At 56.2% G+C, this 21,270-nt stretch carries 15 protein-coding genes; 9 read left to right on the top strand and 6 right to left on the bottom strand.

Annotated features, from left to right (window positions below; genetic code table 11):
* Positions 1-169: 169 nt before the first annotated feature.
* The gene (locus OSC10802_RS49125) at positions 170-325 is read right to left on the bottom strand and encodes a hypothetical protein (protein ID WP_155967443.1); all 156 of its coding nucleotides are present in this window, start codon (positions 323-325) and stop codon (positions 170-172) included.
* Positions 326-420: 95 nt separating this feature from the next.
* Between OSC10802_RS49125 and fabD the strand changes: the two genes are divergently transcribed.
* The 4 genes from fabD (at position 421) to OSC10802_RS0107760 (ending at position 3,717) form a co-directional block, all read left to right on the top strand.
* Entirely contained in the window at positions 421-1,293 is an 873-nt protein-coding gene (fabD, locus tag OSC10802_RS0107775) for an ACP S-malonyltransferase (protein WP_017716226.1), read from the top strand.
* A gap of 237 nt (positions 1,294-1,530) precedes the next feature.
* Complete coding sequence (locus tag OSC10802_RS0107770; RefSeq protein ID WP_017716225.1) at positions 1,531-2,469, top strand: phosphate ABC transporter substrate-binding protein; 939 nt, start codon at positions 1,531-1,533, stop codon at positions 2,467-2,469.
* Between the two features lie 129 nt (positions 2,470-2,598).
* On the top strand, positions 2,599-3,237 hold the full coding sequence (locus OSC10802_RS0107765; RefSeq protein WP_026098264.1) for a lysophospholipid acyltransferase family protein: 639 nt from the start codon (positions 2,599-2,601) through the stop codon (positions 3,235-3,237).
* Positions 3,238-3,420: 183 nt separating this feature from the next.
* Entirely contained in the window at positions 3,421-3,717 is a 297-nt protein-coding gene (locus OSC10802_RS0107760) for a DUF2288 domain-containing protein (protein ID WP_017716223.1), read from the top strand.
* Between the two features lie 108 nt (positions 3,718-3,825).
* Here OSC10802_RS0107760 and OSC10802_RS0107755 read toward each other — a convergent pair whose 3' ends face one another.
* The 3 genes from OSC10802_RS0107755 to OSC10802_RS0107745 all read right to left on the bottom strand — a co-directional run bounded on the left by OSC10802_RS0107755 (position 3,826) and on the right by OSC10802_RS0107745 (position 6,928).
* Positions 3,826-4,398: a YdcF family protein gene (locus OSC10802_RS0107755; protein ID WP_017716222.1), complete on the bottom strand. Its 573-nt coding sequence runs from the start codon at positions 4,396-4,398 to the stop codon at positions 3,826-3,828.
* 441 nt (positions 4,399-4,839) lie between these two features.
* Positions 4,840-5,460 carry a DNA endonuclease gene (locus OSC10802_RS0107750; protein ID WP_026098262.1) on the bottom strand — a complete coding sequence of 207 codons (621 nt, stop codon included), beginning with the start codon at positions 5,458-5,460 and terminating at the stop codon, positions 4,840-4,842.
* 385 nt (positions 5,461-5,845) lie between these two features.
* Complete coding sequence (locus OSC10802_RS0107745; RefSeq protein WP_017716220.1) at positions 5,846-6,928, bottom strand: tocopherol cyclase family protein; 1,083 nt, start codon at positions 6,926-6,928, stop codon at positions 5,846-5,848.
* A gap of 284 nt (positions 6,929-7,212) precedes the next feature.
* Between OSC10802_RS0107745 and OSC10802_RS0107740 the strand changes: the two genes are divergently transcribed.
* Positions 7,213-9,282: a serine/threonine-protein kinase gene (locus tag OSC10802_RS0107740; protein ID WP_017716219.1), complete on the top strand. Its 2,070-nt coding sequence runs from the start codon at positions 7,213-7,215 to the stop codon at positions 9,280-9,282.
* Between the two features lie 350 nt (positions 9,283-9,632).
* Positions 9,633-11,507: a WD40 repeat domain-containing serine/threonine-protein kinase gene (locus tag OSC10802_RS0107735; RefSeq protein WP_017716218.1), complete on the top strand. Its 1,875-nt coding sequence runs from the start codon at positions 9,633-9,635 to the stop codon at positions 11,505-11,507.
* 569 nt (positions 11,508-12,076) lie between these two features.
* Here the strand turns inward: OSC10802_RS0107735 and OSC10802_RS55490 are convergent.
* On the bottom strand, positions 12,077-12,199 hold the full coding sequence (locus tag OSC10802_RS55490) for a hypothetical protein (RefSeq protein ID WP_017716217.1): 123 nt from the start codon (positions 12,197-12,199) through the stop codon (positions 12,077-12,079).
* A gap of 185 nt (positions 12,200-12,384) precedes the next feature.
* Between OSC10802_RS55490 and OSC10802_RS0107720 the strand changes: the two genes are divergently transcribed.
* On the top strand, positions 12,385-14,346 hold the full coding sequence (locus tag OSC10802_RS0107720) for a serine/threonine-protein kinase (RefSeq protein ID WP_017716216.1): 1,962 nt from the start codon (positions 12,385-12,387) through the stop codon (positions 14,344-14,346).
* Positions 14,347-14,743: 397 nt separating this feature from the next.
* On the opposite strand, the gene gnd is transcribed toward OSC10802_RS0107720, so the two are convergent.
* Positions 14,744-16,240: an NADP-dependent phosphogluconate dehydrogenase gene (gene gnd, locus OSC10802_RS0107710; protein WP_017716214.1), complete on the bottom strand. Its 1,497-nt coding sequence runs from the start codon at positions 16,238-16,240 to the stop codon at positions 14,744-14,746.
* Between the two features lie 614 nt (positions 16,241-16,854).
* Between gnd and OSC10802_RS52680 the strand changes: the two genes are divergently transcribed.
* A complete protein-coding gene (locus tag OSC10802_RS52680) occupies positions 16,855-18,459 on the top strand; it encodes a Ycf66 family protein (RefSeq protein ID WP_017716212.1) in 1,605 nt (534 codons plus the stop codon).
* Positions 18,460-18,646: 187 nt separating this feature from the next.
* Positions 18,647-21,226 (top strand): penicillin acylase family protein, encoded by a 2,580-nt coding sequence (locus OSC10802_RS0107700; RefSeq protein ID WP_017716211.1) that lies wholly within the window; start codon positions 18,647-18,649, stop codon positions 21,224-21,226.
* Positions 21,227-21,270: the final 44 nt, after the last annotated feature.

The raw sequence follows: 21,270 nt of genomic DNA, 5'->3' as shown, positions 1-21,270 counted from the left end.
CAAATTGCAACTTAAAAATTAAATAACTTAAAAAAGTTCAACTTTAAAGGACGCATCCGCAACAAATAGAAATAGTTATTTGCAAAAAAGCCAATTTTTGAGGGCGGTACAGTCTAAGCCCAACCAGCGTACAAGTTCGCCATATACTAGCAGGGGCTTCCGCAGGTACTTAAGCGCGAGCAATCAAGGAAACCAGAGCGAGAATAACCCATCCCATCCAGGCGCAGGACCGGCATCCCGCCTGTCCCTGTCCCCAACCCATCCCGACGTAGGACAGGCGTCTCGCCTGTCCCCCTCGCCTGTCCCCCTCGCCTGTCCCCCTCACCTGTCCCCCTCACCTGTCCCGCCTGTCCCCCCTATCCCAAAAGCACCGCCACATAGGAAAATGTCAGAGAAGAATAACAAATCGCAGCGCACTAAATGACTAAAACTGCATGGGTGTTTCCAGGACAGGGTTCGCAAACGGCAGGCATGGGAGCCGGTTTAGCAGAGCTCCCCACCGGCATTGCAAAATACCAGCAAGCCGAGCAAATTCTCGGCTGGTCTGTCCCCGACATCTGCCAAAATGAAGAAAAACTCTCCCGCACCCTCTACACACAACCCTGCCTCTATGTCGTAGAGAGCATCCTCGCTGATATAATGCGCGAGCGCGGCGAACAGCCCCACCTGGTTGCCGGTCACAGCCTCGGAGAATATGTCGCCCTCTACGCCGCCGGCGCACTTGACTTTGAAACCGGCTTGCGCCTAGTCAAACGCCGCGCCGAACTGATGGACAGCGCCGCCGGCGGTCAAATGGCAGCCCTCATGGGCTTCGACCGGCAACAACTCGAAGAAGCCATCGCCCAAACCCCCGATGTTGTCCTCGCCAATGACAACAGCGACGCACAAGCCGTCATCTCCGGCACACCAGAAGCCGTCGAAACTATCCTATCCAATATTAAAGTAAAAAAAGCCGTAAAATTGAAACTTTCCGGCGCTTTTCACTCCCATTTAATGGCACCGGCAGCAGGAGAATTCCAGCAAATTCTCGAAACCGTCACCTTTGCAGACGCCAGCGTGCCGGTGCTCTCCAACGTCGAGCCGGTGCCGGCAACAGCAGCCGCCATCTTAAAAGAGCGCCTGACGCGGCAAATGACCGGCTCCGTGCGCTGGCGAGAAATCATGCTGCAACTGCCGGTGCAAGGCATAGAGCGCGCCGTAGAAATTGGCCCCGGTAAAGTCCTCACCGGCCTGATTAAACGCACCTGCCCCGATATATCCTTAGAAAATGTCAGCGAAGCCCCCAGCAACTAAACACCAGCCATAGGCGCGTCCCCCTTTTCCCCCACAAGCCGGTGGGGAAAACCCAGGGCGAATCAATCATTTCCCCCCGCCGGGAGCGTGCCATTTTTGTAAACCCATCTCTTGAACGGACAGGCCGAAAAGCCTGTCCCAGACCTCTGTTTCTGGCGCAGGCGAGACGCCTGTGCTACAAAAAATGAATAGATTTACAAAATCGGGTGACTTCTCCCCGAGGAGATAGCAAAAGCTATGGCAAAAAACAGCAGTCCTCCTGCAATTGTATTTATCCTCCTGTTTCTCTTGCTAGCCGCCGGTGGCTACTGGTGGTTTTTCCTGCGCAACAGCAGCCAGCAGGGAACCATTCCCGCCCCCAACACAAGCCCATCCCCAAATCGGCTTCCAGGCGCACCGATAGTGGGCAGCTCAACCCCCACCGCACCGGCATCCTTTCCTGCTCCCACTTCCGTGCCGGCGGGCACCAATGTCAGGATAGACGGTTCCACCAGCATGGTGACAATTAATGTTAACCTAAAGAATGGCTTTGAAAAACAGTTTCCCGGAACCGCCGTAACCACCAGTGCCGGCGGAACCGACAAAGGAATTCAGGATCTTCAGGCGGCAAGCGTCGATATTGCCGCCATATCCCGACCTCTGACGCCCCAAGAACTGTCGTCAGGTTTGGTCGCCGTGCCGGTGGCGCAAGACGCCATCGCAGTAACAGTCGGGGTTAACAATCCTTGGAAAGGCGGATTAACCCGCGAGCAAGTTAAAGATATCTTCGAGGGGGATATCACCGACTGGTCAGCAGTGGGCGGTTCCGCCGGACAAATCCGGGTGATTAATCGCCCTTCCGTCAGCGGCACCCACCAGACATTTAAGGAACTCGTGCTCTCTGGCGGCAATTTTGGCACCACTCCCAATATCACCACACTGCCACGGGATGAGACAACCGGCTTGCTGCGAGAGCTGAAAACCGACGGCATTGGCTACGCCACCTACGCTCAAGTGGCCAAACAGCAAACCGTGCGCGTCGTGCCGGTGAATAACATCACCCCCGACAGCCCCAACTATCCCTTTCAGCGGACACTGTACTACGTCTACAAAAACCCGGCTAGCCAAGCAGTTCAAGCCTTTTTGGGATACACCGCATCCCCGCAAGGACAGCAAGCCATGCTCTCTGGCGGTTGAGGGGCGGCGTCAGGCGTCAGGCAAACGGTGCCGCGCCGGCACAATCCCGAATCGAAAATAGGGCGGCTGATATTGATAAGCTGATAGTTGCCCTAAATTTCATCTATGGACTCACCCCCAGCATCTTCTGTGGCCAAAAGCCGTGAACCCGTTGAGAGCTTAATTCTCTACCACCTGTTCAAATGGTCAGTAGTCAGCCCCATGCTGCACGCTTACTTTCGGGGGCGCATTTACGGTGCCGAAAACGTGCCGCAAGAAGGGCCACTCGTAATAGTCAGCAACCACGCCAGTTTTTTTGACCCGCCAATTTTGTCCTGCTGCATGAGACGACCGGTGGCTTTTATGGCCAAGGAAGAGTTGTTTCAAATTCCAGTTTTGAAACAAGCCATTGCCCTGTACGGCGCTTACCCCGTGAGTCGGGGTTCCGCAGATCGGAGTGCGATTCGCGCAGCACTGCAGTCTCTGGAAAAAGGGTGGGCCACCGGCCTATTTTTGGAAGGCACTCGCACCCCAGACGGGCGGATTACAGATCCCAAACTGGGGGCGGCGCTGATTGCGGCTAAAGCCAAGGCACCCCTGCTGCCGGTCAGTTTGTGGGGGACTCAAGGGATTGTAGAGAAAGGCTCTGCCATACCCCGCCCCGTGCCGGTGACAGTGCGCATTGGCCAAGTGATAGACGCCCCCACCTCAACAAACCGGGAGGAATTGGAAGCGCTGACGCGCCGGTGTGCCGATATCATCAACGGCATGCACGACTTGGGGCGCTGAGCCGGTTGGGGATTTTCGATTTCCCCCTTGACAAAAAACATTTGCCGTGGTACTGCAATAGACAGTCAGTTTAGGACACGCTTGACAGGCGAGACGCCTGTCCTGCGAAGTATAGGCGTAGGGCAGGCGTCTCGCCTGCCCTCAAACTCTAATGTCCCGAAAGTAAGCAGGAATTATAACCTAATGCAAGATTTAAGAGCAGAATTAGCGGCAACAGTAGACGAGGCGGAGTGGGAGTGGCTCATCCCCCACGCCCAGCGTGAGGCGGTGATTGTGGTGTCGCAAGAGCTGGACTTGATCGATGTAGCGCTGGCGATGGCGAGTGATAACGTCTCGTCTGTACAGGGTTGGATTGGCGAGCAACTGATTTACAAACCTTCCACCGCCCAGCTTTCGGACTGGAACGCTAACCGAACCAAACGCTTTAATAGTCTAATAGTGCAGCCTTTTGTTCTGGTGCAAGAACCCGCCGCTGCGTGAAGTTGTTAGAGTGCCTTGAGGCGCAACTGAAGATATAGAAACCTGGTTTCTTTAAGAAACCGGGTTACTCGGAGGCGGGCTGTGTTATGTTTGATTGTGCCTGCCGGCTTAGCGGCGCTCGAAATGCCGGCTGAGACTGGAACCCGTGTGGCCGGTGGCCACCCACAAAATAGCTCTGGCTCCATCTCGAATCGATTTCTTGATAGGTTCCGGATCTCGCCCAGAAGGCACCGGCACCGGCTTGAAAGTCATGCCCCGGCTGCCTAAAATAATTTCGCCAATCACGGTAGCTCGGCGCATGTGGTCATCGGATGTTACCAAATAGATACTGCTAATTTTTCTGGCTTGCAATTCATCCACCAGCGTGGTGAAGTTCGTCACCGTATCCACCGCTCGCTCGTCCAGGTGCAGCCGCTTCCTATCGATTCCCGCTTCGGAAAACACCCATTCTGCGTATTCTCGATTGCTCCCGCCAGACACCCAAATTTCTATATCCGGATACTCGCGAGCCAACTTAGCCGCAAACACCTCTCGTTTCGTGTCCCCACCCAGCACCAACATTGCTTCAGGCTGGTCGATCTGGCTTTTGATTTGCCGGTAGCCAAACCAGCAGATCACAGAAAGTCCCAGCAGCAGAACAAAGAAAGACCGGCCTGACGATCGCGTCTGTTGGCGATGCATCGCGTTTTTGTTCCGGCGGTAACGTCGATTTCTCGGCCAGAGCCTCAAAAACATAGATACAGACAACTCACTCCATCACACACCCAATCTACCCTAGCAGGTGCCCGCTCCGGATCGTATCGAGTCTTTGTTGATTAACTTGAACAATTTAGCCCATCATCTGACTGGGCATCTCATTGGACATTGAGCACTGGGCGATTTTGCAGGCGTGGGTGCGTGCAGGGGTGGATTGGGAATTTTGGATTGGGGACTGATTGCTTCTGCCCCATGCGCAATGTCCCATGCGCAATGCCCCATGCGCAATGCCCCATGCGCAATGCCCCATGCCCTGTGCGTCTCTATTTACGGGACTGGCCGGAGTCGAACCGGCGGCCTAGCGCTTCAGATTCGTGTGAGTTTCCTCACTCTCTGGACTATTCCTTCACCATAGGCTAACAGCCCTTAGGTGGTGGCCGTTATGTTTAAAGAGGTTTGCACTTTGCAGAGCATACATTCCGGAACGAAAGGGGTGATGAAAGCGAGAAACCGTTTTCCTTCTTTCGTGCCCATGCGGAGCCGGTAAGCGCCGTTACTCCTGTTTAGCCCCCACTTAAACCCCCACACCTCTAAAAAATAAGACACGATAATCTCATTTTCTTCCTTGGAGATATAAGTATTCAGGGTGACTTCCAGAGCGCGGACATTACCGTTTTTCTTCTTAAAGGACTTCGCCCCACGATCCGCGAACCAGATTGCTATTCCTTGGGGGGTTAACAGGTTGAGGAACTTTCTAGTAATTGTTTTAGTTCCGCCGCTGTACAGCTTGTTAACCAAGACCCGTGCCAGAGGAATTAGCTTGGGTTCGATGCGAATCAGGCCGCAGCCCTCCTTTGTCTCCCATCTCCGGACATGTACTGGTCTTCTGGTGATTTGTTCGAGAACGTCTTTCTTGTACAGAATATAGTCCTCTAGCTCCAACGAGTGCTGGATAAAGAAGTTCTTCTGACTTCTGCGGCCATCACCCAAGAGCATTCCAACCAGAACACCTCGTTGCTCTACTTTTGATAAGACATGAAAGTCTATCTTCTTGTACTCCTTAAACCAGTCTCTGCACCTTCCAAAGCGGTTTGAGTTTTGCGGGAGAGTTTTGAGTGCGCAAGACACTCAACACCCAGCACTGAACGCTGACATGGCAGCCCTCAGCAGTGCGGACTCAGCCCTAACCTTGGCTTGGCTCAAGATTACCCTATCTGTTGCCAGACGTAGGCTTCCTTGAATTTGACCACATTCACACGCAGAGTTTCCCCCACGGTGCCCGATAGTTCAGGAGGCGCTCGCTCTATCCAACTGAGCTACAGCCCCAACTAAATGTTAATGATAGCAGCACTAGCAGCCTTGCGCCAGTAACATCTGGAAATTTTGACAAATTAAACCGCTGGCAGAGAGGGCTCTGGGCAGCGGCGGAAAGCTAGGGAGACTGCCAGGGAGAGTCCCACGCCCCCCCGCCCGTCTCCAAACCGCACAGAGAGCTGGTAGCGTTCAGGAGAGTTGAGGATTGCCCACCGGCAGTTCGCCGCAGGCGCACAGACAGGTGCCCGCCCATCGTGTCGCGACAGACTTGAGCCAAACCCTTTTGCGCCGGTGCCAGCAGGGGAGTGCCGGGGAGATCCGTCCTCCCTTCGAGCTCGATAGCAAACTGGCTGTTGCTCGCTTGCATGCGCCAGAGTCCCCAAGGCTGGATATCCCAGGTGACGCGGGAGTTCCAGGGAACGAATTCATAGAACCTGCCGCCATAGTGCAGCCCAATCATCGCCACTTCCTCCTCCCAGCAGAGCACCCCGCGCCGCCCCCCACCGGCAGTCAAAGCCAAATCCGGCTCGCCGTCAAAGCAATTGCAGTTGAGCCAGAACCACTTTTTGGGGAAAGCGCCGCCCCAGTTCTTCTCCCCGTAGGCGGGGGCGTCGGTGAACTCATAGCGCTGCCCGCCCCACTCAATCCAGCCCGTGGCCAGACCGTGAGCCATTAAAATTTGCCATCCGGGCTCAAAAATTTGCAAAAAAGACAGCCAGCCGGCGGTAGATTGCTGGAAGCTGCCGGTGCTGCCCCAGCCGTATACCGGCGCAATAGAATACTGCCAGCGGGCTTTCATGCCGGTGGCGGGATCGCGCAAAACGCCCTGATGCCAGGTTGCGGTTGCTTGGTAGCCTTCCGGGACATGCCGGTCAAACACAGCCGGCGGCAGAAATCCGGGCGATCTGAGTTCCCCCCCTTGGCAGCGGCCCCAGTGGCCCAGTCCCAAAGCGTGACGCCAAGCCCAAAACCGGCGGACATCTGGAAACGTGCGGCACAGATAGGAGTCTTTTGGTCCTAGGATTTGGGCAGCGCCGCCGCTGTAGGGGCTGCCACCGCCAGGATCTTCGATAGAGTACATGAAAGCGAAAGTGCTGCCGTGTGCCGGTAGGGTGACGCGGTAGTACCAACCTTCAAAGAACCGCCGGCTGCTCTTGTCCCAGTGGTAGCCGCTGTGAGGGGTTTGCAAGGGATTTAGCATGGGGAATGGGGAATTGGGAATTGGGCATTGGGCATCGGGCATCGGGCATCGGGTATTGAGCATCGGGCATTGGCATCATGGCATTGGCATCATGGCAGTGGGCGATGGGGCATCACGCAAAAGCTGAAACTCTTCCCCATGCCCCATGCCCTATGCGCCCGGGGCCATACGTTATGCCCCACACCCTATGCGCCATGCCCCAACACCCAACACCCAACACCCAACCCCTGACCCCTGATAGGTCAAACTTATGATAGAGTCAATCCGCCGATAGACGCACAGTTATGGTCTGCTGCCTCAACCCCGATTGCCCCAATCCCCAAAATCCGGATGGCTTAAGCTTTTGCCAGAGTTGCGGGACATTCCTGGTGCCCTTGCTGCGAGGGCGCTACCGCCTCGTCCTGCCCCTGGGGCGAGCAACTGCGGGCAGGACCTATCTGGCACAAGATATAGAAAAGAAAAACCAGCACTGCGTCGTCCGGCAGCTAGCACCCAATGTCCAGGAAACCCGAAGGCTGAAGAAAGCCGTAGAACTGTTCGAGCGAGAGGCCAAGCAACTGCAGCAGCTAAACGAACACCCGCAAATTTCCTCCGTGTGCGCCTATTTTAAACAAGACGGCTACCTGTACTTGGTGCGGGAATTTATTACCGGGCAGAATTTGTGGCAGCTGTTGCAATTGCAGGGAGTTTGGAAAGAAAGCCAGATTCGGGAGCTGTTACTCGACTTGCTTCCGGCGCTCAAGTTTATTCATGCGAGACAGGTGATTCATCGAGACATCAAGCCAGAGAATATTATTCGCCGGCTCCCTTCATCCCCCAACCCAGACGAGGTAAAGGGGGGTCAGTTTGTGCTGATTGATTTTAGCGGCTGCAAGCAGGTGCCGGCAGCCGAGAGCGCCAAACTGGCGGCGAAGCTGGGGAATCAGGGCTACGCAGCGCCGGAACAAATACAGGGGGGTGAGGCGTCTCCCGCCAGCGATTTGTTCAGTTTGGGTGCGACTTGCTTTGCGCTGCTCACCCGGATTCATCCGTTGCAGCTGCTTGCGGAACATGGCAGTAGCCCGACTGCCAATTGGCAGCAACATTTGAAGAGTCCGATTAGTGAGGAATTGGCTCGGGTGCTCGACAAACTGCTGCAAAAAGATATCCACAAGCGCTACCAGTCGGCTGAGCAAGTGCTAAGAGATTTGAAACCGGAGCGGGTGTTGCTGCCAAAAAATAGCGTATTTGCCGGTGCGGCCATCCTGCTGCTAGCCGTTGCTGGATATCAGTATTGGAAAGCCACGCAGCCAGATTTTGACTTGTTGAGCCAGCTCACCGCACTGCTGAGCTCCAGTCAGCTCACCGCACCGCTCAGCCCCAGTGAACCCACTGCTAGCCCAACCCCAACTCAACCCATTGCTAGCCCAACCCCAAGTCCGCCGATTTCTATCCAGGCTAAAACTGTCGCCTCGAAAAATTCTATCCTCCTGAACACCCTCACCGGACATACGGACTCAATCTGTTTTGAGGGCTGCATTGCCATCAGCCCCGACCGGCAGACCCTGGTGAGTGGCAGCCTGGACAACACCATCAAAGTGTGGGATATTGCCACCGGCACCGTGAGAGCCACCCTCACAGGTCACGCCAACGATGTTAATTCTATCGCCATCAGTCCGGACGGGAAGACCCTGGTGAGTGGCGGCGATGACAGCACGGTCAAAGTGTGGGATCTCGCCACCGGCACCGTGAGAGCCACCCTCACCGGTCACACTGGCGGGGTTTCTGCGGTCGCCATCAGCCCCGACGGGCGGACTGCGGTCAGCGGCAGCTGGGACAGCACCATCAAAGTGTGGGATATTGCCACCGGCACCCTAAAGATCGCGATCAGGGGTAACAGCAACGATGTCAACACTGTGGCCATCAGCCCAGATGGCCGAACCCTGGTGAGCGGTGGGGATGACAGCACGGTCAAAGTGTGGGATCTCGCCACCGGCAAAGAGAGAGCCACCCTGAGGGATCACACCGACTCAGTTTGGGCTGTCGCCATCAGCCCGGACGGGCGAACCGCCGTCAGCGGCAGTTGGGACAAAACGATTAAAGTGTGGGATCTCGCCACCGGCACCCTAAAAACCACCCTCACAGGCCATACCGACCGCGTGACCTCTGTGGCCATCAGTCCGGACGGGCGAACCCTGGTGAGCGGCAGCTGGGACAACACCATCAAAGTGTGGGATCTTGCCACCGGCACCCTAAAAATCACCCTCACCGGTCACACCAACTCCGTTTGGTCTGTCGCCATCAGCCCCGACCGGCAGACAGTAATCAGCGGCGGCGGTGACAAAACCATCAAAATTTGGCGCATGCCAAAGTAGGGCACCGGGCACCGGGCGTGGGGCATTGGCTTTCCCCTGACACCTGAAACCTAACACCTGACAGATGCGATCGCACCTCAGGGAGCTGCGGGCGGGCTGCGATCGCCCCGCCGGCACTCCTAGGCTTTATAGCAGTATGCACTTAGGTTAGAACATTAGACTTTCAGGCTCGGCGGACGCCGTACCTACGTCTATATAGCAGTAAGCATTTAGGAAACGTACATTCCGGCCTCCCTTACTCCCCCGCTCCCGAAGCTTCAATTGTTCTAACCAATATGACTGCTGCTATAACCGCCGCAACATTCTGGAGAAGGCTTAACATAGAATCTAGCTGCTGATTCCTTGCACCTATGACTTTTTGCCTCAATCCCGACTGTCAGAACCCCGAAAATCCCGATGACGCCAAACGCTGCCAGAGTTGTGGGTCAAAATTGCTGCTCAAGGCACGCTACCGGCCCATCCAGCCAATCGGCAAAAGCGGCAGCACTTTTTTGGCCACGGATGAGCGCAAGCGGTCTAAACCGCAATGCGCGATCGTGCGGTTTGCCCCCCAAGGCAAAAGCGCGCCGGCCTCAACGTCGCTGCCAGTTCTCTGGGGTGGGGCGGGCTCGGAGCCAATCAAAACAGAGGAAAGCGACTTATTTGACCAAACCGCCGCCCATCTCGCGGAACTGGGCAAGCACCCCCAGTTTCCGGAACTGCTGGCGCATTGCGAGCAAGATGGCCAGCAGTATTTGGTGTGCGAATGGGTAGAGGGGCTGTCCCTGGCGGAACTGCTAGTCAAAGAGGGTGCCCTCACCGAAGTGGAAATGCAAAAGCTGCTCAGTGACGTGCTGTCGGCGCTGCAGCTCCTGCACGAAAAACAGCTCGTTCACGGAGACATCAAGCCGCAAAATATTATCCGCCGCAGCGGCAGCGCCACCGGCGATCTGCCGGAGCCGCTCTTTGTTTTGGTGGGTTTTAGGGGCGCAACCGCCCCCGGCACCGCCCTTTCCCCGCACGCGGCACCCGAGCGAGCTTCGGGGAAAGCGACCCCAGCCAGTGACTTGTACAGTTTAGGCGTGACCTGCATCCAGATGCTGACTCAGATTCACCCCCTGGAACTGCTAGACAGCCGGCAGGATATCTGGGTTTGGCAGGATTACTTGCGGCACAACCTCAGCTCCTCACTGCGCCGGACACTCAACAAGCTGGTGCTGCGCCAGCCCCATCACCGCTATCAATCCGCCGCAGGTGTCCTCATCGACTTGCAGCCCGGGTCAAAGCCAGGAGCCTCCCGGCACGCACAGCCGCTGCTGCCGGTGCCCCCACCGATGCCGGTCGAGCCGGTGGAGTGGAAATGCGCCCACATCCTCAGGGGGCACACCCTAACCGTTCGCGCCATCGCCCTCTCTCCCGACGAGCAAACCCTCGCTTCCGGGAGCCACGACGGCACAATCAAGCTCTGGGATTTGCCAACAGGAAACCTGCTGCGCACCATCGAAGCCGACAGCTACGACGTGCACGCCTTAGTGTTCAGCCAAGACGGGCAGAGCCTGATCAGTGGCAGCAACAACCAAACGGTCCAGGTGTGGAATCCCCAAACCGGCAAGTGTCTGCGCACCCTCGCCAAGCTGGAACACAGCATCACAGCCCTCGCTCTCAGTCCGGACGGGCAGATGCTGGCCACGGGAGAGCGCTACGGCACCGTCAAGCTTTGGGAGCTCAGCAGCGGAGCCCTGCTTGACACCGTGGGGAGCGCCGAGAGCGAGAAGCTTTGCCACGAGTTAGACGCTCTGGCGTTCAGCCCCGATGGCGAATTCCTCGTCACCAGCGGTGAAGTCTGGCACGTCACCAGCGGCAAACGGATTTACAACTACATGGCGGAGGCAGTCTGGGGGCACTCCGTCGCCGTCAGCCCCGATGGCCAGACCTTCGCCGTCACCGGCGATACAGACAGGATGGCCAGACTGCTGAACCTGCGCACCGGCGAAGTGATCCACACCTTCAAGGGCCACATCAAATCCCTGCGGGCGGTCACCTTTCGTCCCGATGGCCTCGTCCTCGCCACCAGCGGCAAGGATGGCCGGATCAGGCTGTGGAATACCCGCACCGGCAAGGCAATTCAAACCATCCCCGGTCATTCCAGCGTCGTGTTTGGTCTTCATTTCACCAGAGATGGCAAAACCCTGATCAGCTGCGCTCAGGATAAAAAAATCAAGGTTTGGCAGTGCGAGATGCCGTGAGACACCTCACAGGACAGCCCCCGACACGCCTTGACAGCCCCGGCACTTGGGGTCATCTCAATTCTGACTCCGCAGCCGGTCCTCAACCCTCCCCCCCCAACCCCCTGTTTCGCGTGCGCTCGGCACTCGGTCGCCCGGTCGCTCTGGATAACTTTTCTTCCTTCTTATAGGGTGAATTGACCTTAATATAAGCTAAATCAAAAACCTGCCCAAAGCAAGCCCCCCCTTCCGCTTGGGGGCAAAGGGGGTGGGGGAAAGATCGAGAAGAATTTTTTCTCATGGGACAGAGCGGGAATACATTCTTCTTCCCCCCAAAGGGAGATTTTCGCTCCTTTCCTTTCCTCTGCCCGGAGATAGAGCGCGGTTTTTCCCATTAATCAGCCCGCGACGATATATAGCGTTTCTCATCCTTAGTGAGGTACTGAGAAACCCGGTTTCTTTAAGAAACCGGGTTTCTGGGCCAGAGTTCATCCACCTGAGAAGCGCTATAATAATCTATCCCTAATTTCCCGGGCAGTCTTAGGGCCGGCAAGGGAGCGCACCGGCTCTCAATCCCTGCGCTCTCACCTCTAACTAAAGCCGGTAAAATTATCAGCAGCCGGCGGCTGCCGGTTGGTGGCAATTCCCCGCTCGACGAGCGGCGCTGTTAGCGCACCCTGCAGGCGGGACAGGCGCAGGGAGAGTCGCCCCAAGCTGCAGTTGAGAATGCTTTGTTTTCCGACAAGCTAGAATTCTTAATTGTCAACCGCTGGGGGGTGGCGAGGGGGAAGGGCGTCAAAAGGCAGAGACGGCGGCACTTGTGGCCGCTCGAACCCGGAAAGGGGAAAATTCTGGGGAAGTCTTACTATAGAATTCAGACCTATAATTGCATTGCGGTATGAGTTACTGCCTCAATTCCGATTGCCAGAATCCCCAGAATCCTGATGGGACAGGGTTTTGCCTCACCTGTGGGTCAAAATTGTCGCTCAAGGACCGCTACCGGGCCATCGCACTGCTTGGCCAGGGTGCCCTTGGCCGAACCTATCTCGCCGTGGATGAGGACCAGCCGGCCCAACCGCGCTGCGCGATCAAGCAGTTTTTCCCGCAAGACGCCAGCACGCCCTCGGGAACCTCCGTCAAAGGAGGGGGTTCGGCGCTATTTCGCATCTTTGCTTCCCGCCTCGATGAGTTGGGCAAACACCCCCACATCCCCAAACTGTGGGCGTCTTTTGAGGAAGATGGCCACCAGTATTTGGTGCAAGAGTATATCGAGGGGGAAAATTTAGCCGGCTCCCTGGCCACTAGCGGCACGTTCAGCGAGAGCAGCATCCGCAAGTTGCTCAGGGATATCCTGCCGGTGCTGGCGTTTGTTCACGAGCGCCAGATGATTCACGGCGACATCAAGCCGGAAAATATCATTCGCCGCCGGTCGGACCGCCGCCTGGTTTTGGTGGATTTTGGAGACGGTTCCCTGCGCACCGGCTATAGCTTCGGCACCCAAGGGCCGGTCAGCGGCTCTGCCGAGTACGCCGCACCGGAACAGACCAAAGGTCAAGCCACCAGCAGCAGCGACCTCTATAGCTTGGGCGTCACTTGCATTTATTTGCTCACTCAAGTGTCTCCCTTTGATATGTTCGATATCAAAGCCGATGCCTGGGTGTGGCGGGACTACATCAAAACTCCGGTCAGCTATTCTTTGGGCCAGATTCTCGACAAAATGGTGCAGCGCAGCAGCAAGCAGCGCTATGAATCCGCCGATGAAGTCCTCAAAGACCTGAATTCGTGGATGCTTCCGCCGGTCAGCCCCCGCCAGAAGCGGCTGGCGGTCAGCGCTTTGGGCGGGGCGGCGGTGGCGCTGCTGGTGGGGAACCTCACCTCTCGCGTGCCGGCTCGGGTGCCGCAAACCGCTTTAATGCCCCCAGAGGTGCTGCTCGCTCCCCCAGAAATCGGGTACTCAACCCCCTACATGTGGGACGAGATTCAACCCCTGCGCACCATTGAGGGGAACAGCGGCCCATTTTGGACGGTGGCCGTCAGCCCCGATGGCCAGACCGTCGCCGGCGGCAGTTATGACGGGACAATCCAGCTCAGGCAGCTGAACACCGGCCAGCTGACTAACATTCTGGCGGGGCATTCCGGAGCGGTGTGGTCAGTGGCCATCAGCTCGGACGGCGCGATTCTGGCCAGTGGCGGCGAGGACAAGACGGTCAGGCTCTGGAATCTCAAAACCGGCCAGTTGAAAAGCACGCTCTACAGCCATTCAGGGGCGGTACTCGCTGTTGCCCTCAGTCCTGACAGCCAGAAAATCGCCAGTGTCAGCGAAGACAAAACCGTTAAACTGTGGAGCGCCCGCACCGGCAAATTGCTGCGCACCCTGCGGGGGCACACCGCAGACGTTCAGTCGGTCGCTTTCTCGCCCGATGGCAAAATCCTGGTGACCGGCAGTACCGACGGCACTGTCAAGCTGTGGAGCGCTCGTTCCGGCAAGCTGCGGCGCACGCTTCACGGTCATGGAGAGGCGGTTTGGTCCGTGGCGGTCAGCCCAGATGGCCAAAAAATCGCCAGTGGCAGCTGGGATCGCACTGTTAAGATTTGGGATTTAAAAACCGGCGAGTTACTTAACTCTTTCACGGGCCATTCAGATAAAGTTTGGTCGGTCGCCTTCAGCCCGGATGGCCAGACGGTCGCCAGCGGCGATTATAGCGGCACTATCAAACTCTGGCAGCCCGACACCGGCATGGAGCGGGGCACGCTCAAGGGGCACTCATCGGAGGTCAAGTTGGCGTTCAGCCCTGTGGGTAAAACTCTCGTCAGCGGCAGTTTTGATGACACTATCAAGCTCTGGCGTCTGTGCCCTTAGCGATTAGCTGCTAGCCCTTTTTCCTGCGGTCGCCTCCGCCTGGCGACCGCTTTGTTTTTTTCGCGTTGGGTTAATTCCCCGCAATCTAGCGTTTATAATTTTAATGAACCGCCAAGACGCCAAGAGCGCCAAGGGAAGAGAATATAGAGATTTTCACAAATCATTTAAACTGCTAATTATGTCAAGTTAATTAACCGAAATTAGCTTGAATGGGTTAGGGGCTGCGGGGTTAGGGGTTAGGGTTCAGGAGGGAAGTGATAATTGAACCCCGTCCAAATGCCCAATCCGAAATCCAAAATCCAAAATCCAAAATCCAAAATCCAAAATCCAAAATCCAAAATTCAAAATTAGACTAAAGGGAGGCGGAGCCTCCCGGGAACCGCAGAGCGCCGGCTACCTAACTTTTAATAGAGCCGGTGGTTTCCAGCGGTTTGGCTGCTTGCTGGCCTTGAGGCGTGGAAGTTTGCAGCGTCTCCTCAGACGCCGCAGTCCATTGAGTGTGGAAGACGCCGGGTTTGTCAACGCGCTCGTAGGTGTGGGCACCGAAGTAGTCGCGCTGAGCCTGGGTGAGATTTTGCGGCAAGCGGTCGCGCCGGTAGCTGTCGAAGTAATCCAGCGAGGCGCTGAACGCCGGCACCGGCACTCCCAGCTTCGCTGACACGGCGATTACCTCCCGCCAGGCATCCTGCCGGTCTAAAATCGTTTGCTTGAATTCTGGCGCTAACAGCAAATTTGGCAGAGTCGGATTCTCATTGAAAGCGCTTTTTATCTTATTCAGGAACCCTGCCCGAATAATGCATCCGCCCTTCCAAATCCGGGAAATTTCACTCAGATTCAAGTTGTAGCCATACGTCTTGGACGCTGTGGTCAACAGCGCCATGCCCTGAGCGTAGGAGCAAATCTTTGAGCAGTAGAGGGCGTCGCGAATTTTGTTGATAAACTCTTTAGTATCCCCCTCATACTTGCCAGAAGGGCCGGTGAGCATCTTGGAGGCCGCCACCCGCTCCTGCTTGTAGGAAGACATAATACGGCCATTCACCGCCGCTGTCATCGTCGGGATGCACACGCCCAGTTCCAAGGCACTCTGCACCGTCCAGCGCCCCGTGCCTTTTTGCCCAGCCGCATCCAGAATCAAATTAACCACAGGCTTGTTTGTCTCTGGGTCGATTTGCTTGAAGATGTCCGCTGTAATCTCAATCAGATAGGAGTTTAGCTCCTCGGTGGTGTTCCACTCAGCAAACACCTCGTGCAGCTGGTTGTGGTCGAGCCCCAAGGTATTCTCCAGCAGGTCATAGGCTTCTGCAATCAGCTGCATGTCGCCGTACTCAATGCCGTTGTGCACCATCTTGACGTAGTGACCGGCACCGCCAGGGCCAATATAGGTGACGCAGGGGCCGTCATCGACTTGCGCGGCAATCTTGGCTAAAATTGGCTCCAAATACTCGTAGGAGTCTTTCGTGCCTCCCGGCATCAGGCTCGGGCCATTCAGCGCCCCTTCCTCACCGCCGCTGACTCCCATCCCGATAAACCGGAACCCAGTCGCCTCCAAGTCGCGGGTGCGGCGAGCGGTATCTTCATACAGGGAGTTGCCGCCGTCTATAATGATGTCACCTGGCTCCAGCAGGGGTTTGAGCTGCTCAATCACCCCATCCACCGGCGCGCCGGCTTTCACCATAATCAGGATTTTGCGGGGGCGCTCTAGCGACTGGACAAATTCTTCCAGGGAATAGGCGGCTTTGACATTCTTGCCCTTGGCTCGGATGGCCATAAAGGCATCCGTTTTCTCGGGAGTGCGGTTGTACACCGCGATGGGGAAACCGTTGCGCTCAACGTTCAGCGCCAGGTTCTCCCCCATGACGGCTAAACCAATCACACCAAAGCTCTGCTTTGTCATAAGTTAATCTTCAACTCTGTAATTTCCAGAACAGTAACTGCTCCTTCACTCAGAGTAGCCCGAGCTCACTGGGAGAGCCTGTAAAGAAGACATTAAGAGTCGCCGAGAGCCGCTGAGGGCGTGAGAAATTAACTGCCGGCAATTCACCGGAAACAGTATCTTTCGCCACAGTCTGGCCGGGGGATTTCAAAAAAGCTGATCTTATATCTGTTGGTAGAATGATTGAACTGAGTAGAGATTTACTCGATAGTTTAAGCTTTAAAAGGCAAAAGGCTATTAAATAATTGGCAACTAATTAAGCGTAAATTAGAAAAGGCACCGGCGGGTTAAGCGGGCGGAACCGCTCAAGAGCCTGCATGGTAGCGGCCCTAGGCGGGGACGCCCAGACAGAATCCGGGAGGTGGTGCCGGTTCCGGGTTAGAGACTGTTGCGCAAGGCTCAAAGGATAGGGTAGCACCGTGCAGCTGAGGACAGCAGAACGCACGCGGGCGGAGGGCACCGGGCAGCTGAGTGCCCCGAAAGAAAGAGATCGAGAGACGAAGGGAACGATAAAATAAGCCTGGTTACGAAAAATCGCTGAAAAATCTTGTGCGACGCGGGGGGTTCCGGCAAACATGCTCTCATATATTCTAGCCCTGGCAGTAGGTATCGGTGGCTTTGCCCTTTACATGGCCGCCTTCTTCTTCCCAGAGGTCCATCGCAAAGGGGACTTTATCTGGAGTGGCGTGGCAATGTTCTACGCCTTGGTGTTGTGGTTCTGTGCTGGGCGGATCACCGGCGCTGTGCTCCTTGGAGAAGCCGCCAGCGTCGCCCTCTTGGGCTGGTTCGGCTGGGAAACCCTGCGCTTGAGACGGGAAATCACCCCAAGCGGAGAGCGGACTCAGGTGTCTCAAGAGAAGCTGTCCGCCGGCATGTCCCAGCTGAGCGGGGGCGTCACCGGCTTGTTCAAGGGCAAACCGCAACAGCCAAAAGCTGGGCCGGCGCAAACTCCTCAGCCGAAAGTGGAAACCCCGGCACCGGCACCCGAACCGGAAAAAGCTGCCGCAGCAAAAGCGCTCTCAGAAGAAATCCCGCCTTCGGAAGAAGCGATCGTCGCCGCAACGGCAACTGTTGCTGAAGCGCTGACGCCAGAAGTGCCCGCAGCAGAACAGCCGGCTCCACCGGCTGCCGCCGCACCGGCACCACCTCCGCCCCAAAGCGAGCCAGAAAAAATACCGGCAGCCGCAGCCCTAGAGGGAGCAACCGCTGAATCCCTTGCCGCACCAGCAGAAGAAACACTGGAGGAAGAAGGCTTTGAGCCCGAGCCCCCACAGCCTTCCGCACAGGCAAAACCCCCAGCAGCTGCGGTATTGCCGGCGATGGGTAAAGCCAAACCGGCATCGGGTGCCGGTGCGGGCAAAATCCTCGCGCCGGTGAGCGAAGCGATCGCCAAACTCCAACAGGGAATTCAGGGGCTGGTGAGCAAGATCAACAAGCCCAAGAGCCCGCCCGCCCCCAAGACGCCCCCAGCAAAAGCCGTTCCCGACACAGCAGGAGAACTGAGCGATGACGATGCCTTCCCGCTGGAAATGGATGTGACTTTTGAGCCCGTGCCCCCAAAGCCGGCTTCCGCAGAATCGATTCACATTCCAGTGGGATCTGAACCTCGGGCACCCGGAAAGCCGGTAACAGACGAATTGGAGGAACCGGCCATCGGCGAGGTGGAGCTGCAAGTGGCAACTGTCGAAACAGAAGTCATCGTTGAGGGAGTGGCAACAGGGGTTGAACCGGCACACTCCGCCACGGCGGCAGAGCCAGAACTGGTTCGCCCCAATCCCCCCAGTCCAGAACTGGTAGAAGCCGCCACAAAATCCCCTGAAGACGTGAGAGATGCGGCGGGGGTGCCGGTTGAGGAAATCGCCCCGGAAGCGGAACTGGCCCCACCGGCTTTATGTGCGGAAGGCCAAATTGAAGCGCCGGCGGCAGCTGAACCGCAACCCGCAGCGGCGCTAGAGGTTTCTCCCCTGGAGGAAGCCGTGCCGGTGCCAGAAGCAGCCCCACCGGCACCGCCCTCCGACGCCGAAGCGCCCAAAAAAGAGGAGGGTTTTGCTCCGCTGCTGCGCCCCAAACGGCCCGATCCCGCAGTGGTAGAAGCCGAGAAAAAGCCGGCTGAGGCGAAGTCTGTCACTCCCCCGCCGGCAGACAGTGAGGCTGCCGGTGCCGGTGAGGAAAACAGTTAACAGCAAGAAAGATTGTTGAGTGCTGACAGAAACCGGGTTTCTTCCAGAAACCCGGTTTCTGCGCTTTCACTTATAGCCTTTCTCAGATTGGTGAGGCACTCAGAAACCCGGTTTCTTTAAGAAACCGGGTTTCTGGGCCATAGTTCATCCAACTGAGAAACGCTATATCACTTTTTCAGTGGTTTTTATGAAGGGCAAGTTCAGGCGAATATTCAAAATCGTTGCTGCAGTTATCCTGGCGCTGATCCTTGTGGCTGCAGGAGCTGTCACCGGCACAGTCCGGAAATCTTGGCCGCAAGAAACGGGTGCGATTCAAATCGCAGGTTTAAAAGATAAAGTGGAAGTCGTGCGCGACAAGTGGGGCGTACCCCACATTTACGCGAGCAACCAGCACGACTTGTTTATGGCTCAGGGCTACACCCACGCCCAAGATCGCTTCTGGCAAATGGATGTTTGGCGGCATATCGGTTCGGGACGCCTTGCGGAAATGTTTGGTGAGTCCCAACTCAATACTGACAAATTCCTCCGCACGCTGGGATGGGCGCGGATTGCCCAAAAAGAGATAGCGCAACTCGATGCCGAAATGACGGCTAATTTGCAAGCTTATGCCAGCGGCGTAAACTCCTATCTTGCCAGCCACCGAGGCAGCGCCCTCAGCTTGGAATACGCTGTGCTGAAACTGCTCAACCCCAGCTACCAGCCAGAACCCTGGCAACCTCTCCACACCCTGACTTGGGGGAAAGCAATGGCTTGGGATTTGGGATATAATATGAGTGCGGAAATCCAGCGCAGTATTTTGCTGAAAACTCTGACACCGGCACAAGTGGATGAGCTTTTTCCCCCCTATGGCGCAGACCAGCCGGTGATTCTTCCCAAATACACCAGGAAAGCTGAAGATAGCCCTGTTGTGGGGACGGGATTGATGGCGGCTGTATCGGGAGATGAAGGGAAAATGATCGGGGATGCCGGTGCTGGGGAAGGTGAAATGAATCCTGCCTTAGCTGCTGATATCGCCCCCGCTTTGCAGCTGGCTGCCGCAAATTTTACCGGCTTGGATGCGCTGTTAGGACCTCGCGGGAGTGGCATCGGTTCTAATAGCTGGGTGATTTCAGGACAGCGCACCGGCACGGGGAAACCTATTTTGGCAAATGACCCTCACTTGGGCGTGCAAATGCCCTCAATTTGGTACGAAATCGGCTTGCACTGCACCCCGAAAGCAGCTGATTGCCCTTACGATGTCACCGGCTTTTCTTTTGCCGGCATGCTGGGGGTGATTGTCGGTCACAATGACCGCATTGCCTGGGGCATCACTAACGTTGGCCCGGATGTGATGGATTTGTATGTGGAGAAAATTAATCCCAAGAATCCCAACCAGTATGAAGTTAGGGGGAAATGGGAGAATATGCAGCTGGTTGAAGAGAATATTCAGGTTGCCGGTGGCAAGTCTGTCTCCCAAACCGTGCGCTACACCCGTCACGGTCCGGTGATTTCCGACACTTACAAAAGGCTCAAAGATTTTGACGAGCAAAAAGGCATTCAGGTGCCCAAAACTTACGCGCTTGCCTTGCGCTGGACTGCGCTGGAACCTTCTAACCTTGTTTACGCAATTCCGCAGATAAATCGCGCGACTAACTGGCAGGAGTTTCGCGCAGCAGTTAGGAATTTTGACGTGCCGGCGCAAAATTTTGTCTATGCGGATCTGGGAGGGAATATCGGCTACCAGATGCCGGGTAAAATTCCCATTCGCGCTGGCGGTGACGGGCGCTATCCGGCTGCCGGCTGGACGGACGATTTTGAGTGGAAAGGGTATATTCCCTTTGAAAAGTTGCCTTTTGCGTTCAATCCCTCCCAAGGCTATATCGCCACGGCTAACAATCCTGCGGTGGGCGGGGAGTATCCCTATTTTATTACAACTGAGTGGGATTACGGATATCGCGCTAAGCGGATTGTGGGGATGATTGAAGGGCATAAAACTCCAATCGATATTGCTGATGTGCGGGAAATGCAGGGAGACAGTAAAAATCTCAACGCCGAGATGCTGGTGCCGGCACTGCTGGGCGTTCCCCTGAACAGTAACCGGCTGGAAAGCGTGCGCAGCTTATTGCGGGATTGGGATTTTCAGGAAAATATGGATGGGGCGGCTCCTGCTGTTTTTGAGGCGTTTTGGAAACATCTGCTGGCGGATACATTTGGGGATGATTTGCCGAAACAATATTGGCCAGATGGGGACGATCGCTGGGTGGAGGTGGTGCGAAATTTGGTGAGACAGCCGAAGAGTTTTTGGTGGGATAATAAGACAACCCGTGCGGTTGAGAGTCGGGACGACATCTTTCGCCAAGCGTTTGCGGAGGCGGTGGCTGAGTTGGAGCGGAGTTTGGGGAAAGATGCGAGTCGGTGGCGCTGGGGCGATTTGCACACCATTACTTTCCGCAATTTGACTTTGGGGAAATCGGGGGTTGCTGCGATTGAGTTTCTGTTAAATCGGGGGGCTTTTCCGACTGCCGGTGGGAGTTCAATTGTGAATGCAACTCAGTGGAATGCGGCTGAGTCTTTCGCAGTGACTTGGCTGCCGTCAATGCGGATGGTGGTGGATTTGGCTAAGTTGGAAAATTCGCTTTCTATTAACAGCACCGGCCAGTCGGGGCACGCTTTTCACGGGCATTATGATGATATGATTGAGCTGTGGCGTCAGATTGAATATCACCCGATGCTGTGGGAGCGGGAGGCTGTGGGTGCCGGTGGGAAGCGCCTGACGCTGCAGCCTTGAGGAGTTGAAATCATCCTTTTTGGTTCCCTTGGCTAGTTTCCAGG

The sequence above is a fragment of the Kamptonema formosum PCC 10802 genome (assembly GCF_000332335.1).
In the GTDB taxonomy this organism is placed as follows: domain Bacteria; phylum Cyanobacteriota; class Cyanobacteriia; order Cyanobacteriales; family Oscillatoriaceae; genus Oscillatoria.
This window is presented reverse-complemented; position numbering and strand designations above follow the sequence as displayed.